The sequence below is a fragment of the Variovorax sp. GW821-FHT10C12 genome, from assembly GCF_059415405.1.
Genome location: NZ_JBWKNE010000012.1, coordinates 65,583 through 81,913 on the forward strand (window position 1 = coordinate 65,583; position 16,331 = coordinate 81,913).

15 protein-coding genes are annotated in these 16,331 nt (G+C 68.6%); 5 read left to right on the forward strand and 10 right to left on the reverse strand.

The annotated features are described in order from the left end of the window. Window positions 1-14: 14 nt before the first annotated feature. The 9 genes from AC07OH_RS30225 to AC07OH_RS30265 all read right to left on the reverse strand — a co-directional run bounded on the left by AC07OH_RS30225 (window position 15) and on the right by AC07OH_RS30265 (window position 9,039). Complete coding sequence (locus AC07OH_RS30225; protein WP_495303147.1) at window positions 15-716, reverse strand: ABC transporter ATP-binding protein; 702 nt, start codon at window positions 714-716, stop codon at window positions 15-17. Continuing rightward, on the reverse strand, window positions 716-1,468 hold the full coding sequence (locus tag AC07OH_RS30230) for an ABC transporter ATP-binding protein (protein WP_447739865.1): 753 nt from the start codon (window positions 1,466-1,468) through the stop codon (window positions 716-718). The genes AC07OH_RS30225 and AC07OH_RS30230 overlap by 1 nt, the downstream gene beginning before the upstream one ends. Further along, window positions 1,465-2,448: a branched-chain amino acid ABC transporter permease gene (locus tag AC07OH_RS30235; protein ID WP_095948470.1), complete on the reverse strand. Its 984-nt coding sequence runs from the start codon at window positions 2,446-2,448 to the stop codon at window positions 1,465-1,467. The genes AC07OH_RS30230 and AC07OH_RS30235 overlap by 4 nt, the downstream gene beginning before the upstream one ends. Further along, window positions 2,445-3,317 (reverse strand): branched-chain amino acid ABC transporter permease, encoded by an 873-nt coding sequence (locus AC07OH_RS30240; RefSeq protein ID WP_062470301.1) that lies wholly within the window; start codon window positions 3,315-3,317, stop codon window positions 2,445-2,447. The genes AC07OH_RS30235 and AC07OH_RS30240 overlap by 4 nt, the downstream gene beginning before the upstream one ends. A 103-nt stretch (window positions 3,318-3,420) precedes the next feature. Further along, the gene (locus tag AC07OH_RS30245; RefSeq protein WP_139703460.1) at window positions 3,421-4,596 is read right to left on the reverse strand and encodes an ABC transporter substrate-binding protein; all 1,176 of its coding nucleotides are present in this window, start codon (window positions 4,594-4,596) and stop codon (window positions 3,421-3,423) included. Continuing rightward, a complete protein-coding gene (locus tag AC07OH_RS30250) occupies window positions 4,593-5,417 on the reverse strand; it encodes an alpha/beta fold hydrolase (RefSeq protein WP_495303148.1) in 825 nt (274 codons plus the stop codon). The genes AC07OH_RS30245 and AC07OH_RS30250 overlap by 4 nt, the downstream gene beginning before the upstream one ends. After that, the gene (locus AC07OH_RS30255; protein WP_495303149.1) at window positions 5,414-6,967 is read right to left on the reverse strand and encodes a benzoate-CoA ligase family protein; all 1,554 of its coding nucleotides are present in this window, start codon (window positions 6,965-6,967) and stop codon (window positions 5,414-5,416) included. The genes AC07OH_RS30250 and AC07OH_RS30255 overlap by 4 nt, the downstream gene beginning before the upstream one ends. Window positions 6,968-6,997: 30 nt before the next feature. Next, window positions 6,998-8,548: a 3,4-dehydroadipyl-CoA semialdehyde dehydrogenase gene (locus tag AC07OH_RS30260; protein ID WP_495303150.1), complete on the reverse strand. Its 1,551-nt coding sequence runs from the start codon at window positions 8,546-8,548 to the stop codon at window positions 6,998-7,000. Beyond that, window positions 8,545-9,039, reverse strand: a complete 495-nt coding sequence (locus tag AC07OH_RS30265) for a 4-hydroxylaminobenzoate lyase (protein WP_495303151.1) — start codon at window positions 9,037-9,039, stop codon at window positions 8,545-8,547. The genes AC07OH_RS30260 and AC07OH_RS30265 overlap by 4 nt, the downstream gene beginning before the upstream one ends. Window positions 9,040-9,207: 168 nt before the next feature. Here AC07OH_RS30265 and AC07OH_RS30270 point away from each other — a divergent pair, with 168 nt between their 5' ends. The 5 genes from AC07OH_RS30270 to AC07OH_RS30290 all read left to right on the forward strand — a co-directional run bounded on the left by AC07OH_RS30270 (window position 9,208) and on the right by AC07OH_RS30290 (window position 15,535). After that, window positions 9,208-10,152, forward strand: a complete 945-nt coding sequence (locus tag AC07OH_RS30270) for a helix-turn-helix transcriptional regulator (protein ID WP_062470316.1) — start codon at window positions 9,208-9,210, stop codon at window positions 10,150-10,152. 459 nt (window positions 10,153-10,611) lie between these two features. Next, complete coding sequence (boxC, locus tag AC07OH_RS30275; protein ID WP_062470320.1) at window positions 10,612-12,285, forward strand: 2,3-epoxybenzoyl-CoA dihydrolase; 1,674 nt, start codon at window positions 10,612-10,614, stop codon at window positions 12,283-12,285. Window positions 12,286-12,319: 34 nt separating this feature from the next. After that, window positions 12,320-13,747, forward strand: a complete 1,428-nt coding sequence (boxB, locus tag AC07OH_RS30280) for a benzoyl-CoA 2,3-epoxidase subunit BoxB (protein ID WP_062470322.1) — start codon at window positions 12,320-12,322, stop codon at window positions 13,745-13,747. A gap of 50 nt (window positions 13,748-13,797) precedes the next feature. Beyond that, complete coding sequence (gene boxA, locus AC07OH_RS30285; protein WP_070061454.1) at window positions 13,798-15,078, forward strand: benzoyl-CoA 2,3-epoxidase subunit BoxA; 1,281 nt, start codon at window positions 13,798-13,800, stop codon at window positions 15,076-15,078. Window positions 15,079-15,088: 10 nt separating this feature from the next. Further along, window positions 15,089-15,535 carry a MaoC family dehydratase gene (locus AC07OH_RS30290; protein WP_495303152.1) on the forward strand — a complete coding sequence of 149 codons (447 nt, stop codon included), beginning with the start codon at window positions 15,089-15,091 and terminating at the stop codon, window positions 15,533-15,535. Window positions 15,536-15,639: 104 nt separating this feature from the next. Here AC07OH_RS30290 and AC07OH_RS30295 read toward each other — a convergent pair whose 3' ends face one another. After that, window positions 15,640-16,116, reverse strand: a complete 477-nt coding sequence (locus AC07OH_RS30295) for an adhesin (protein WP_159279020.1) — start codon at window positions 16,114-16,116, stop codon at window positions 15,640-15,642. Window positions 16,117-16,331 lie beyond the last annotated feature (215 nt).

A 16,331-nucleotide genomic window follows, 5' to 3' on the forward strand; every position in this document is an offset into this window, starting at 1 on the left:
CCCGCCACGCATGCTCACACGCCCAGCAATTCCTCCAGCACCGTCGGCTCGGCCAGCAGATCCGCCGACGCCCCATGCCGCACGATCTGCCCCTTCTCCATCACCACCGCCAGGTCCGTGTGCGCGAGCACCTTGCGGTAGTCGCGGTCGACGATCAGCGTGGCGATGCCGGTGGCGCGGATCTCGCTGATCACGCGCCAGATCTCGGCCACGATCAGTGGCGCGAGGCCTTCGGTGGCTTCGTCGAGGATCAAGAGGCGCGGGTTGGTCATGAGCGCGCGGCCGATGGAGAGCATCTGCTGCTCGCCGCCCGACAGCTGCTGGCCGCCGTGCGAGAGCCGTTCCGACAGGCGCGGGAAGGTGGCCATCACGCGGTCGAAGGTCCAGGCGCGTTGGCCGTCGACGCCGGCGCGTTCGCTCATCACGAGGTTCTCGCGCACCGACAGGTTCGGAAAGATGCCGCGCCCCTCGGGCACGTAGCCGATGCCCAGGCGCGCCATCTTCTCGGGCGGCAGGCCGGTGACGGTGCGGCCGTCGACCTGCACCTCGCCGGAGGCCGGGCGCACGTAGCCCATGATCGTGCGGATGAGCGTGGTCTTGCCCATGCCGTTGCGCCCGAGCAGGCCGACGGAGGTCGCCGCGGGAATGCCGGCGTGCACGCCGCGCAGGATGTGGCTGTTGCCGTAGTAGGTGTTGAGGTCGCGAACGATCAGCATCAGTGTTGCTCCTCGCCGAGGTAGGCCGTGCGCACTTCGGGGTTCTCGCGGATCGACGTCGGGTCGCCGGTCGCGATGACGGTGCCGTTCACCATCACCGTGATGCGGTCGGCGATGCGGAACACGGCGTCCATGTCGTGCTCCACCAGCAGGATGGCGTGCGTGGCCTTCAGCCGCGCGAGCAGCGTGAGCATGCGGTCGGTCTCTTCCGCGCCCATGCCGGCGAGCGGTTCGTCCAGCAGCAGCACGCGCGGGTGGGTGGCCAGGCACATCGCCACTTCGAGCTGGCGCTGCGCGCCGTGGCTCAGCGTGCCGGCGACGCGCCGGGCTTCGGCCGCGAGGCCGGCGGCCTCGAGCGCGGCGTCGGCCGAGGCGTTGCTGGTGGCGCAGCGCTGCGACGACTGCCAGATCGCCCAGGGCTTCGCCGTGGCGGCCTGCGCGGCGAGGCGGCAGTTCTCGTGCACCGTGAACTCCGGGAAGATGGTGGTGCGCTGGTAGCTGCGGCCCACGCCGTCGCGGGCGCGGCGCGATTGCGCGCGCGCGGTGATGTCGACGCCGTCCAGGGCGATGCGGCCCTCGGAGGCCTCGATCTCGCCCGAGAGCATGTTGATGAGCGTCGACTTGCCGGCGCCGTTGGTGCCGATCACCGCATGCACCTCGCCGATGTGCAGGTCGAGCGTGACGGCGTTGACGGCCGTGAGGCCGCCGAAGCGGCGCGTGAGTTTGTCGACGGACAGCAGTGCGGTGGTCATGCGCCTCCCTTCGGCGACAGGCGCTGCACCAGGCCGATCAGGCCTTTGGGCAGCAGCGCCACGAACACGATGATCGCAATGCCCAGCGTGAGCTGCCAGTGGTCGGCCAGCGGGCCCATCACGGCGTGGGTGGAGAAGATTTCCTTGAGCAGCGTGAAGGCCACGGCGCCGATCACCGCGCCGCGCAGGTGGCCGAGGCCGCCCAGGATCACCATCAGCAGCACCTCGCCGGAGTTGTGCCAGGCCATCAGCTCGGGGTTGACCACGCCGTCGCGCGAGGCCAGCAGAAAGCCCGCGAGCCCGGCCAGCGCGCCCGCGAGCACGAAGGCCGCGAGCTTGTAGCCGTACACCGCGAAACCCGCCGCGCGCATGCGCTGCTCGTTCACGCGGATGCCCGCGAGCGCGGCGCCGAAGCGCGAGCGGCGGATGAGCGCCAGCAGGCCGTAGGTGAACACCAGCGCCGCCAGCACCACGTAGAACAGCACCGTGCGGTTCTCCATGTCGAGCGCGCCGAGGGCCGGGCGCACGTACAGGTAGATGCCGTCGCTGCCGCCGCCGACCTTGGTGTCGTGGAACACGAAGAAGGCCATCTGCGCAAAGGCCAGCGTGACCATGATGAAGTACACGCCGCGCGTGCGCAGGCTCAGCGCGCCCACGAACAGCGCATACAGCGCCGCCGCGCCCATCGACAGCACCAGCAGCAGCGCAAAGTTGCCGCCCTCGTTGCCCGAGGCCAGCACGGTGACGTACGCGCCGATGCCGTAGAAGGCCGCATGGCCCAGGCTCACGAGGCCGGTCATGCCCACCAGCAGCTCCAGGCTGAGCGCGAAGATCGACAGGATCATCACCTTGACGATGAAGTCCGACGCGTAGTTGCCCAGCAGCGGGCCGGCCACGGCGAGCGCGATGGCGCACAGCACGGGCACGACGAAGGCACCGCGCCGCGGCGACGACGGTGCGGATGCAACCACCGGGCTCATGGCCGCCTCCCCATCAAGCCTTCGGGCTTCCAGATCAGCACGATGGCCATCAGCAGGTAGATGCCGATGCCCGCCAGGTCGGCGAAGAACACCTTGCCGAAGGTGTCGACAAAACCCACCAGCAGCGAGGCGACGAGCGCCCCGGTGATCGAGCCGATGCCGCCGATCACCACCAGCACGAAGCAGATGATGAGCACGCTGGCGCCCATGTTCGGGTACACCGAGGACATCGGCGCGGCGATCATGCCGGCCAGTGCCGCCAGCGCCACGCCGGCCGCGAACACGATGCGGTACAGCCGCTTCACGTCGATGCCCAGGCCGCGCACCATGTCGCGGTTGCTGGCGCCGGCGCGGATCATCATGCCCAGGCGCGTGCGGTTCACCACGTAGTACAGGCCCACGGCCAGCACGATGCAGGCGGCCGAGGCAAACAGGCGATACCACGGGTAGCTCATGACATTGCCCAGCGCGAAGCTGCCGTCCAGCCAGGCGGGCACCTTCACGCCGTGCACGTCGTTGCCCACGAAGATGGAGCGCAGCTCCTCGAACACCAGGATGAGCCCGTAGGTCATGAGCACCTGCTGCAGGTGGTCGCGCTGGTAGAGGTAGCTGAAGAAGGCCCACTCCAGCACGTAGCCGAAGATCGCGGCCAGCACCACGCCGGCCACCAGCATCAGCAGGAACTGGTCGCCGAACAGCGGCGCCAGCGAGAACGCCATGTAGGCGCCGATCATGTAGAAGCTCCCGTGGGCGAGGTTGATGACGCCCATGATCCCGAAGATCAGCGTCAGCCCCGAAGCCACGAGAAAGAGCAGCAGGCCGTACTGAACGGAGTTCAGGCACTGCACCAAGAAGGTTCCGAAATCCACCGTGTGATCCCAGTTGAGTGTGGTTGCCGCAAGGCGGCTCGCGGCCCTGAACCCGGTCAGGGCCGCGAGGGAACGAGAGAGAACCGAAGGCCCGTGGCCCTGCTTACATCCGGCAGCCGCGTGCCGGATCGGACAGGCCCTTGATGGCCGTGCTCACCAGCTTGTTTTCCTTGCCCTCGACCTTGCGCAGGTAGATGTCCTGCACCGGGTTGTGCGACTTGCTCACCGTGAAGGTGCCGCGAGGGCTGTCGATCTTCGCCTTCTCGATCGCGCCCGTGAACTCGGCCTTCTTCGAGATGTCGCCCTTGGTGGCATTCAGGCCCACGCCCAGCATCTGCGCGGCGTCGTAGCCCTGCACCGCGTACACGTCGGGCTGCAGCTTGAACGACTTGGCGTACGCCACGCGGAAGGCGTTGTCGCGCGGGGTGTTCAGGCCGTCGGCGTAGTGCAGCGTGGTGAGCATGCCTTGCGCCGATTCGCCCTGCGCGTCGAGCGTGCCGTCGGTCAGGAAGCCGGGGCCGTACAGCGGGATGGTCTTGTTCAGGCCGGCGGCCTGGTAGTCCTTGACGAACTTCACCGCGCCGCCGCCCGCGAAGAAGGCGTAGACCGCATCGGGCTTGGCCGCCGCGATCTCGGTCAGCAGCGCCTGGAACTCCACGTTGGGGAAGGGCAGGGTGAGCTGCTTGTCGACCTTGCCGCCGTTCTTCTCGAAGCCTTCCTTGAAGCCGTTGACCGACTCTTCGCCGGCCGCGTACTTCCAGGTGATGGTCATGACCTTCTTCTTGCCCTGCTGCTTGGCCGCCACCTCGCCCATGGCGAAAGCCGGCTGCCAGTTGCTGAACGAGCTGCGGAAGATGTTGGGCGCGCACATCGGGCCCGTCACCGCGTCGGCGCCGGCGTTCGGCACGATGAGCACGGTGCCGCTTTCCTTGGCGGCCTTGGCCATGGCCATGGCCACGCCCGAGTGCACGGTGCCGACGATCACGTCGACGTTGTCGCGCTTGATGAGCTTGTTGACGTTGTCGGTGGCCTTGGCCGGGTCGGACTCGTCGTCGACCTTGAAGTATTCGATCTCGCGGCCGGCGAGCTTGCCGCCCTGCTGTTCCACGTAGAGCTTGAAGCCGTTTTCAATGGCCACGCCCAGGGCGGTGTAGGTACCGCTGTAGGGCAGCATGAGGCCGACCTTGAGCTTTGCCGTGCCCTGTGCGCCGGCCGCGGAGGCCAGGGCGGCGAGGGCGATGGCCGTGAGCGCCAGGCGCGCGGTGCGAAGGTTCGTCATGGTGTCTGTCTCCTGTTGTTGGTGATGAAAGAAGCGGTCGCGACGATGACACGATCCGGCTGATCGCGATGCGGGGAATGCCCGCATTCAGGGATTTCGAGCAGCTCGCAAATCCCACCGACGCGCGGTGCGATGTCGCGGATCTGCGCGAGCGTGCCGTACTCGTCGTCGATGCCCTGCACCGCGAGCACGGGGCAGCGGATCGTGGCCAGCTCGGCCTCGATGTTCCAGTCGCGAAAGGGCGGGTGCAGCCAGATGCGGTTCCAGCCCCAGAAGGCCGAGTCGGCGCTGTCGTGGTAGCGGCCGAGCCTGGCGGGCAGGTCGCTCGTGCGGTAGGCGTCGCGTGCGATCTCGATGTTCGCGACGGTCTTGTCCTCCACGAAGATGTGCGGCGCGAGCACCACGAGGCCCGCTACCTTGTCGGAAAAGCGCGAGGCATACAGCAGCGAGATCGAGCCGCCGTCGCTGTGGCCGAAGAGCCAGGGTTTTTCGTCGCCGAGCTTCAGCGCGGCGAACAGCGCGGGCAGCACCTCGTGCGCCTGGCGGTGCATGAAGTCGACGTCCCAGATTTCGTCGTCGGCGCGCGGCGTGGAGCGGCCGTAGCCGGGGCGCGAGAACACGAGGCCGCGCGCGCCGGCGGCTTCGCAGACCTGGGCGGGGAAGTCCTTCCACATCGCGACGGAGCCCAGGCCCTCGTGCAGGAACACGATGAGCGGGGTGTCGGCGCCGCGCTCGGGGGCGATCCACCGGCACTCGATGCGCACGGTGCGCCCGCGCCAGTCGATGGTGGCGAAGTCGGTGGCAACCGTCGGCGTGCTCATGCCTGCTTCTCGCGTTCGCGCAGCCGGAAGCGCTGGATCTTGCCGGTGGCCGTCTTCGGCAGCTCGCTCACGAACTCCAGGAAGCGCGGGTACTTGTAGGGCGCCAGGCGCTCCTTCACGAAGGCCTTGAGCTCGTCCTCGGTGGCGGCGGCGCCATCTTTCAGCACGACGAAGGCCTTGGTCTTCGTGAGCCCGTCGGCGTCGTCCTTGCCGATGACGGCGGCCTCGAGCACGGCCGGGTGCTGCATCAGCGTGGCCTCGACCTCGAAGGGCGAGACGTAGATGCCGCTGACCTTGAGCATGTCGTCGCTGCGGCCCGCATAGGTGAAGTAGCCGTCGGCGTCGCGCGTGTACTTGTCGCCGCTCTTGGTCCAGCCGCCCTGGAAGGTGTCGCGCGATTTCTCGCGGTTGCACCAGTACATCAGTGCCGAGCTCGGGCCGCGGATGTACAGGTCGCCCACCTCGCCGTCGGGCACGGGGCGGCCGTCTTCGCCGCGCAGCTCGACCTCGTAGCCGTCCACCGGCTTGCCCGTGGTGCCGTAGCGCACGTCGCCGGGGCGGTTGGAGATGAAGATGTGCAGCATCTCGGTCGAGCCGATGCCGTCGATGATCTCGCAGCCGAAGTGCGCCTTGAAGCGCTGCGCGATCTCGCCGGGCAGCGCCTCGCCGGCCGACGAGCACATGCGCAGTGCGACCGCATCGCGCGCCGGCAGCTTGGGCGAGGCGAGCATGCCAGCGAAGCCCGTGGGCGCGCCGAAGAACACCGTGGGCTTGTGTTCGGTCCAGCGGCGGAAGGTGGCGTCGGGCGTGGGGCGCTCGGCCATCAGCACGACGGTGGCGCCCACCGACAGCGGGAAGGTCAACGCATTGCCCAGGCCGTACGCGAAGTACATCTTGGCGGCCGAGAAGCACACGTCGCCTTCTGTGAGGCCGAGCACGGGCTTGCCGTAGAGCTCGGCGGTCCACCACAGGTTGGCGTGCGTGTGCACCGTGCCCTTGGGCTTGCCGGTGGAGCCGGAGGAATAGAGCCAGAAGCCCGGGTCGTCCGACGCGGTGGGCGCGGGGGCGGGCAGGGGCTCGGCGGCGGCGAGCGCGGCCTCGAACTCTTGCGCGCCTTCGGGCAGCGCGCCCGTCGGTTGCGACACGAACAGCGTCTGCACTTCATGGCCGCCGCGCGCCATCGCATCTTGCAAGGTCGGCAGCAGCGCACCCGACACCAGCACCGCCTGCGCGCGGCTGTGGTCGAGCATGTAGGCGTAGTCGTCGGGCGTGAGCAGCGTGTTCACGGCCACGGGCACGATGCCCGCGTACAGGCACCCCAGGAAGCTCACGGGCCAGTCGTTGCCGTCGAGCATGAGCAGCAGCACGCGCTCTTCGCGGCGGATGCCCGCGGCCTTCAGCGCGGCGGCCAGGCGGCGCGCGCGGTCTTCGAGCTGGCCGTAGCCCAGCGTGCCGCGGTCGTCGATGTAGGCGGTGCGTTCGGCGCGGCCGCGGTTGAGGGCGAACAGGTGTTCGGCAAAGTTGAATCGTGCGGGCAGGCTGCTGTTCATCGTGTGTCTCCTTGGGGCCTGTGCGTGGCGCTAGAGGCCGAGCGCGGCGAGCACGCCGGGGCTCGCCTGCACCGCGCTCCTGCGGTGATAGAAATCGAGCGCGCGCAGGCCGCCCAGTTCGGCGCCGCCGCCCGCGCGGCCGGGGCCGCCGTGCAGCGACATCGGCATCACGTTGCCGTGGCCGGTGTGGGCCTGCGCCACCTCGGGCGTGATGACGTGCACGCGGCCGTGGCTCGGCGCGACCGACAGCGCGGCCTGGGCGAGCGCTGCATCGTCGCTGCCGTACAGCGAGGTGACGAGCGAGCCCTGGCCCCGGTGCGCGAGCGCGATGCCGTGCGCCAGGTCGTTGTAGGGCAGCAGCGTGGCGACCGGGCCGAACACCTCCACGTCGTGCACGCGCTGCGCCGCATCGGCGTCGCGCGCGCCCAGCAGCACGGGGCCGATGCAGGCGGCCACGGCCGGGTCGGCGTCGATGAGGGGCTTGTTGCGGCCGTCGTGCAGCACGGTGGTCTGCGCGGCCAGCGCGTCGAGGCCGTCGCGCACCGCGTTCAGTTGCGCGCGGCTCACGAGCGAGCCCATGCGCACGCTCTCGTTGCGCGGGTTGCCGACCGTGACGCCCGCGAGCTTCGCGCCGATGGCTTCGGCGGCGGCGTCGTACACCTCGGCCGGCACCAGGATGCGGCGGATGGCGGTGCACTTCTGGCCGGACTTGACCGTCATCTCGCGCACCACTTCGCGCACGAGCAGGTTGAAGGCCTCGCTGCCGGGCGCGGCGCCGGGCAGCAGCAGGGCGCTGTTGAGGCTGTCGGCCTCGATGTTCACGCGCACCGAGCGCTCGGCCACGGCCGGGTGCGAACGGATCACGGCGGCCGTCTCGGCCGAGCCGGTGAACGAGACCACGTCGAAGGGCTGCAGCTGGTCCATCAGGCCGGCCGAGCTGCCGCAGATGACCGACAGCGCGCCGGCCGGCAGCACGCCCGCATCGACGACGTCCTTCACCATGCGCTGCGTGAGCCAGGCGGTGGCCGTGGCGGGCTTGACGATCACGGGCACGCCCGACAGCAGCGCGGGCGCGGCCTTTTCCCACAGGCCCCACGACGGGAAGTTGAAGGCGTTGATGAACAGCGCCACGCCGTGCGTCGGCACCTGCAGGTGCTGCGACTGGAACACGGGCTCCTTGCCGAGCTTCACGGCCTCGCCGTCGCGCAGCGCGCGCACGTCGCCGAGCGCATCGCCCCACTTGGCGTACTGGCCGAGCGTGAAGATCGCGCCGTCGATGTCGACGGCCGAGTCGTTCTTCACCGTGCCGCAGTTCGCGGTGGCGATCTCGTAGTACGCGTCGCGGTTGGCCTGCAGCACCTTCACGAGCGCGGCGAGCAGGCCGGCGCGCTGGCGGTAGGTGAGGGCGCGCAGCGCGCGGCCGCCTTGCTCACGCGCAAAGGCAAAGGCTTCGGGCAGGTCGAGGCCGGTGGCGTCGACGCGCGCGAGTTCGGTGCCGAGCACCGGGTCGAACAGGGGCGTGCCGGCGCCCGTGCCGCTTTGCCAGCGGCCGGCGACGTGGTTGGCGAGAAGGTCGGTCATGGAGTGAACTTGATCTGCCCTTCGGGCAGGAGGTACAGGACGAGCGCGCGGCCCTGGGCCACGGTCGGGCGGTGTGCGGTGCCGGGCCCGTAGACGCACCAGCCCACGGGCCGGCCGTCGAAGGTGGCGGCGGGGGTGTCGTCCAGCGGCATGATCAGGTCGATTTCGCCGTTGGGGTGCGCGTGGTGCGGGCCGGCGAGGTCCTGCATGTCGACCACGTCGACCGAGAAGCGGTGCAGCGCGTCTTCGGCCTTGAAGACGCGGCCGTACTTGATGCCGCCGCCTTCGCGATCGCACAGCCAGCCTTCGGCGACGCCGCCGATGCAGGCCTGGCGCAGTTGCGCAAAACGGGCGCTGCCGGCGCCGTGGGTGGCGTTGAGCCACTGGTCGAGCGTGGCGTCCAGCGGCTGGCCGGCGATCTCGGCGGTCAGGTCGGCGATCAGCTGGTGAAATGCCGCCTTGCCGGTGGCGGGCGTGGGGGTGTCGGACATCGTGGGCCTCGAACGGATGAACTATCGTCTTCTTGCAGGAAGTCTGCGTGTGCAGTATCTTGCGTGTGATCGAACAATAAGCAGCGAGACAACAGGTGTCAAGCAATATAGTGCATCTATGGTGTTTACCCTGAGCGCGCACAATCCCGGCGAAGAACGAGGAATGGCATGAACGAGCATGTAGACGCGGTGCTGGCCACCGCGCCCGAGGGCGGCACCGGCAACCACGGCGCCGCCGTGGCCGGGGAGGCCAAGAACCCGCTGCTGGTGGCACTGGGCGACCGCGTGCGCAACCTGCGCGCGCAGCGCGGCCTCACGCGCAAGGCGGTGGCCCTGTCGGCCGACGTATCGGAACGCCACCTGGCGAACCTGGAATACGGCATCGGCAACGCATCGATCCTGGTGCTGCAACAGGTGGCCGGGGCGTTGCACTGCTCGCTGGCCGAGCTGGTGGGCGACGTGACGACCAGCTCGCCCGAGTGGCTGCTGATCCGCGAACTGCTGGAGCACCGCAGCGAGGCCGACCTGCGCCGCGTGCGCGTGGCGCTCGGCGAGATGCTGGGCACGGCCTCGGTCGACCCGGCGCGCCACCGGCGCATCGCGCTCGTGGGGCTGCGCGGCGCGGGCAAGTCGACGCTGGGGCAGATGCTGGCCGAGGACCTGGAGATTCCGTTCATCGAGCTGAGCCGCGAGATCGAGAAGCTCGCGGGCTGCAGCGTGCGCGAAATCCACGACCTGTACGGCACCAACGCCTACCGCCGCTACGAGCGCCGCGCGCTGGAAGAGGCGGTGCAGATCTACAGCGAGGTGGTCATTGCCACGCCCGGCGGCATCGTGTCCGACCCGGCCACCTTCAACGAGCTGCTCGCGCACTGCACCACCGTGTGGCTGCAGGCCGCGCCCGAGGAGCACATGGGCCGCGTGGCCGCGCAGGGCGATACCCGCCCGATGGCCGCCAGCAAGGAGGCCATGGAAGACCTGCGCCGCATCCTGAACGGGCGCGCCGCTTTCTATTCGAAGGCCGATCTGTCGGTCGATACCAGTGGGAAGACGTTGCCGCAGAGCTTCCAGGCCTTGCGCGCGGTTGCTCGGCAGTCGATGGGGCTGGCCTGAGTTTCTTGCTGCTGGCGTTGGGGCGTTCGCTGTTCAGGGCGACGCTCCCGCCGACGGGGTACCTTGCTCCGCGAATGTCCCCCGGCCTGCGGCCTCCTCCTTAATTTCGCTGCGCAAGGCACCCCATCGGCGTGAGCGTTGGGCAGTGCGGTGGTTGATCGGCCGTGACCCGACCGCGTGCCCCGTGCGCAGGGCACTGGGTGCTTCCCGCAGCGAAATCAAGGAGGAGGGCGAAGCCCGGGGGACATTCGCGGAGGGAAGTACCCGGTGTCCTGCGCACACCCCCTGATCCGTCGCGCGCCCCGCACAAGCCCTGCCCGATCCTGAAATCTGAAAAAAAGCACAACAGGCATTGACTTGCCTGTTTGCATGCAGCATGATGCATGTCATCGGAACAAGGAAGTGCATTATTATTCCTGTTCACGGTTTTCTGAACACAGCCCCACAGGAGACTTCCGCATGACCGACACCACGCTCCAGGCGCCCCAGCGCGTCGACTACCGCATCGAACCCGCCCAGTACCGCCACTGGTCGCTGAGCTTCGACGGCGCCATTGCGCGCCTCACGCTCGACATCGCGGAAGACGGCGGCATCCGCCCCGGCTACAAGCTCAAGCTCAACAGCTACGACCTGGGCGTGGACATCGAGCTGAACGACGCGCTCAACCGCATCCGCTTCGAGCACCCCGAAGTGCGCAGCGTGATCGTCACCAGCGGCAAGGACCGCATCTTCTGCTCCGGCGCCAACATCTTCATGCTCGGCGTTTCCAGCCACGCCTGGAAGGTGAACTTCTGCAAGTTCACCAACGAGACGCGCAACGGCATGGAAGACACCTCGAAGCACTCGGGCCTGAAGTTCCTCGCGGCCGTGAACGGCGCCTGCGCCGGCGGCGGCTACGAACTGGCACTGGCCTGCGACGAAATCCTGCTGGTCGACGACCGCTCTTCTTCCGTCTCGCTGCCCGAAGTGCCCCTGCTCGGCGTGCTGCCTGGCACCGGCGGCCTCACCCGCGTGACCGACAAGCGCCATGTGCGCCACGACCTCGCCGACATCTTCTGCACCAGCGTCGAAGGCGTGCGCGGCCAGCGCGCGGTCGACTGGCGCCTGGTCGATGCCGTGGCCAAGCCCGCGCAGTTCCCCGCCGCCGTGCAGGAACGCGCCACCCAACTCGCCGCCGGCAGCGACCGCCCCGCCGGCGCCAAGGGCGTCGCCCTGACCCGCGTCGAACGCACCGACAGCGCCGACGGCATCGCGTATGCCAACGTCAATGTGCAGATCGACCGCAGCAAGCGCACCGCAACGATCACCGTGAAGGCGCCCACCGGCGCGCAACCGGCCGACATCGCCGCCATCGAAGCCGCCGGTGCCGCCTGGTGGCCGCTGGCCGTGTGCCGCGAGCTCGACGACGCCATCCTCAACCTGCGCACCAACGAACTCGACGTCGGCACCTGGCTGCTCAAGACCGAAGGCGACGCCGCCGCCGTGCTCGCCTCCGACGCCGTGATGTTCGCCAACAAGGACCACTGGCTGGTGCGCGAAACCATCGGCGCGCTGCGCCGCACGCTGGCGCGCCTGGATGTGTCGTCGCGCAGCCTGTTCGCGCTGGTCGAGGCCGGCTCGTGCTTCGCCGGCACGCTGGCCGAGCTGGCCTTCGCGGCCGACCGCACCTACATGCTCGCGCTGCCCGACGACGCCGCGCGCGCACCCAAGCTCACGCTCAACGAATTCAACTTCGGCTTCTTCCCGATGGTGAACGACCAGAGCCGCCTGCAGCGCCGCTTCTATGAAGAGGCCGCACCGCTCGAAGCCGCGCGCGCCGCCGCCGGCCAGGCGCTCGACGCCGACGAAGCCGTGAAGCTCGGCCTCGTCACCGCCGCACCCGACGACATCGACTGGGACGACGAGATCCGCATCGCCATCGAAGAGCGCGCCGCCATGTCGCCCGACGCGCTCACCGGCCTCGAAGCCAACCTGCGCTTCGCAAGCAAGGAGAACATGGCCACCCGCATCTTCGGCCGCCTCACGGCCTGGCAGAACTGGATCTTCAACCGCCCCAACGCCGTCGGCGAAAAGGGCGCCTTGAAGGTCTACGGCACCGGCCAGAAAGCCGGCTTCGACCTGAACCGCGTTTGAGCACAGAGCAGTCCGCACAACCCAAGGAACAACGATGAGCACGATCAACTACAGCGAGAAGATCCCCAACAACGTCAACCTCGGCGAAGACCGCACGCTGCAGCGCGCGCTCGAAGGCTGGCAGCCCAACTTCATCAACTGGTGGGACGACGTGGGCCCCGAGGGCTCGACCAACCACGAGGTGTACCTGCGTACCGCCGTGAGCGTCGACCCGCAAGGCTGGGCGCAGTTCGGCCACGTGAAGATGCGCGACTACCGCTGGGGCATCTTCCTGAACCCGGGCGACGCCAACCGCGAAGTGCACTTCGGCGACCACAAGGGCGAGAAGGTCTGGCAGGACGTGCCCGGCGAACACCGCGCCAACCTGCGCCGCATCATCGTCACGCAGGGCGACACCGAGCCCGCGTCGGTCGAGCAGCAGCGCCACCTGGGCCTCACGGCGCCCAGCATGTACGACCTGCGCAACCTGTTCCAGATCAACGTCGAAGAAGGCCGCCACCTGTGGGCCATGGTCTACCTGCTGCAGAAGCACTTCGGCCGCGACGGCCGCGAAGAGGCCGACGCGCTGCTGCAGCGCACCTCGGGCGACGCCAACAACCCGCGCATCCTGGGCGCCTTCAACGAGAAGACGCCCGACTGGCTCGCGTTCTTCATGTTCACCTACTTCACCGACCGCGACGGCAAGTTCCAGCTGGCCGCGCTGGCCGAGAGCGCGTTCGACCCGCTGGCGCGCACCACGAAGTTCATGCTGACCGAAGAGGCGCACCACATGTTCGTGGGCGAGAGCGGCGTGTCGCGCGTCATCGCACGCACCGCGCAGGTGATGAACGAGCTCAAGACCGACGACGCGCAGAAGATCCGCGCGGCCGGCTGCATCGACCTGGGCACCATCCAGCGCTACCTGAACTTCCACTACTCGGTGACCATCGACCTGTTCGGCGCCGACCAGTCGAGCAACGCCGCCATCTTCTACAGCTCGGGCCTGAAGGGCCGCTACGAAGAAGGCAAGCGCGACGACGACCACGTGCTCAAGGGCCAGACCTACAAGGTGCTCGAGGTCAAGGACGGTCAGCTCGTCGAGAAGGACGTGCCGATGCTCAACGCCCTGAACGAAGTGCTGCGCGACGACTTCATCAAGGACTCCGTGGCCGGCGTCGGCCGCTGGAACAAGGTGCTCGAGAAGGCCGGCATTCCCACCCGCCTGGTCGTGCCGCACAAGGCCTTCAACCGCCAGATCGGCGCACTCGCCGGCATCAAGATGTCGCCCGAGGGCCGCGTGGTGAACGACATCGAATGGGCCGCCAAGCGCGACGAATGGCTGCCGAGTTCCGAAGACTTCGCTTTCGTGGCATCGTTGATGGGCCGCGTGATCGAGCCGGGCAAGTTCGCAGGCTGGATCTCGCCGCCGGTGATGGGCATCAACCGCCAGCCGGTGGATTTCGAGTACGTGCGTTTCGGCTGAGCGTCTGGATATGAAGCCCTCGTCCCCACGGCGAGGGCATGGAGAACAACATGGACATGGTCGTTGAAGCCGGGGTCATCAAGCAGCACCTGATCGACCCCGAGATCTGCATCCGCTGCAACACCTGCGAGGCGACCTGCCCCGTGAATGCGATCACGCACGACGACAACAACTACGTCGTTCGTGCGGACGTCTGCAATGGCTGCATGGCCTGCATCTCGCCGTGCCCCACGGGCTCGATCGACAACTGGCGCACCATGCCGCTGGTGCGCGCGTACACCATCGAAGAGCAGCTCACGTGGGAAGAACTGCCCGCCGAGCTCTCGCCCGAAGAACTCGAGGCGGCGGGCGTGTCCGGCGCTGCCGCCGAGGCCGCGGAAGTGCCTGCACAGACGCAGGCCCAGGCCGCCGTGCAGGGCACCGAGCCCGCCTTCAACTCCGCGCAGTACGGCGCCAGCGTGCCGCCCTGGTCGGCCGCGCACGCCTACACCAACCTCTTTCCGCCGAAGACGCCGACCACCGCCACCGTGGTGGGCAACTTCAACTGCACCGAGGCCGGCTTCGACAGCGAAACCCACCACATCGTGCTCGACTTCGGCGTGGTGCCGTTCCCGGTGCTCGAAGGCCAGTCGATCGGCATCGTGCCGCCGGGCGTCGATGCCATCGGCAAGCGCCACCATGCGCGCCAGTACTCGGTGGCCAGCCCGCGCAACGGCGAGCGGCCCGGCTACAACAACGTCTCGCTCACCGTGAAGCGCGTCACCGAGGACCACGAAGGCGACCCGGTGCGCGGCGTGTGCTCCAACTACGTGTGCGACCTCAAGGTGGGCGACACGGTGCAGGTGGTGGGGCCCTTCGGCGCCTCGTTCCTGATGCCGAACCACCCCAAGTCGCACATCGTGATGATCTGCACCGGCACCGGCAGCGCGCCCATGCGCGCCATGACCGAATGGCGCCGGCGCCTGCGCAAGAGCGGCAAGTTCGAAGGCGGCAAGCTCATGCTGTTCTTCGGCGCGCGCACGCAGCAGGAGTTGCCGTACTTCGGCCCGCTGCAATCGCTGCCCAAAGACTTCATCGACATCAACTTCGCGTTCTCGCGCACGCCGGGCCAGCCCAAGCGCTACGTGCAGGACCTGATGCGCGAACGCGCCGCCGACCTGGCCGCGCTGCTGAAAGACGGCGCCAGCCATTTCTACGTGTGCGGCCTCAAGAGCATGGAAGAGGGCGTGGTGCTTGCGCTGCGCGACGTGGCGAAAGAAGCGGGGCTCGATTGGGACACGGTGGGCGCTGCACTGAAGCGCGAAGGCCGTCTGCACCTCGAAACGTACTAAGCTGCGGCGGATGCAGTTCGCCGACTTCCACGCAGGCCAGGTCATCGAGGCCGGGCCTTATGTGCTCACCGAAGCCGAACTCGTGCAGTTCGCGCGGGCCTACGATCCGCAGTGGTTCCACACCGACGCCGAGGCGGCCGCCGACAGCCCCTTCGGCGGGCTCATCGCGAGCGGCTGGCACACCTGCTCCATCGCGATGCGGCTGGTGGTCGAGGCGGCGCTGGCCGGTTCTGAATCGTTCGCGTCGCCCGGGCTCGAGCACGTGCGCTGGCCGAACCCCGTGCGCCCCGGCGATGCGCTGCGGCTCGTAGCCGATGTGATCGAGGTGCGCCGCTCCGAAAAGCGCCCCACGCTCGGCATCCTGCGCTGGCGCTGGCGGCTGTTCAACCAGCGCGCGCTGGTGGTGCTCGACACCGAAGTCACCAGCCTCTTCAAGCTGCCCGCCCCCGACCTTTGAACGACACAAGCCCGCAACGCTTTGGCGCTGCGGGCTTGATTCTTCTTGCGGAGCGATGCGCTGCAGCCGCCGCGTCCGGCCGCTGCAGCGATGCGGGGTGCGACTTACTTCTTGTGCAAGTCGACCGCGCCCGAGCCCTGCGCCTTGCCGCTCGCCTTGGCACCGGCCGTGGCCGGTTTCACGGCGCCGCCCACGGCGCCAGCGGCACCGGTCGCGCTGTTCACGGTGCTGCCTACGGTGTTGGTCACACCGCCGACAGCTTGCGTCGCGCCGCCCACGGCGCCGGTGGCACCGCCGACCGCACCCGTGGCCGTGCCGAGCACGCCACCGACGGCATTGCCCACGCCGCCGGTCGCGCCGGAGGTGGAGGTGTCCGCGTTGGCATCGGCCGACGCACCGGTCTGCGTGCGTGCGCCTGCGGCGCCGCCTTGTGGCGTCGCGCCGGTGCTGCCCGAGGCCTTCACATCGGCGTTGACCCCCACGCCGACCCCGACGCCTTGCGCCTGGGCCGTCCCGCCGAGGGCCAGCAGGCCCGCCAGCATGGCGCCGATGAAGATGCGGTTGGTTGCATGTGTAGTCATGAGTGACAGTTCCTTTCGTTGCTGAGTCACGGTTTGCAGAACCGACCGGGGTTCGATCGATTCGGGGGCAACCATGACGGGCCGGCAGGTTGTCGCCATGTGCGGCGCGTTCGCCCGACGCTGTGGGAATCGGCCGTCGGCGGAATCGGGGGCTCGTGCGTTAGGGCGGCGTTTGCAAATCCCCGCCCGATCCGGGGTTTCTTGGCGCGATGCGC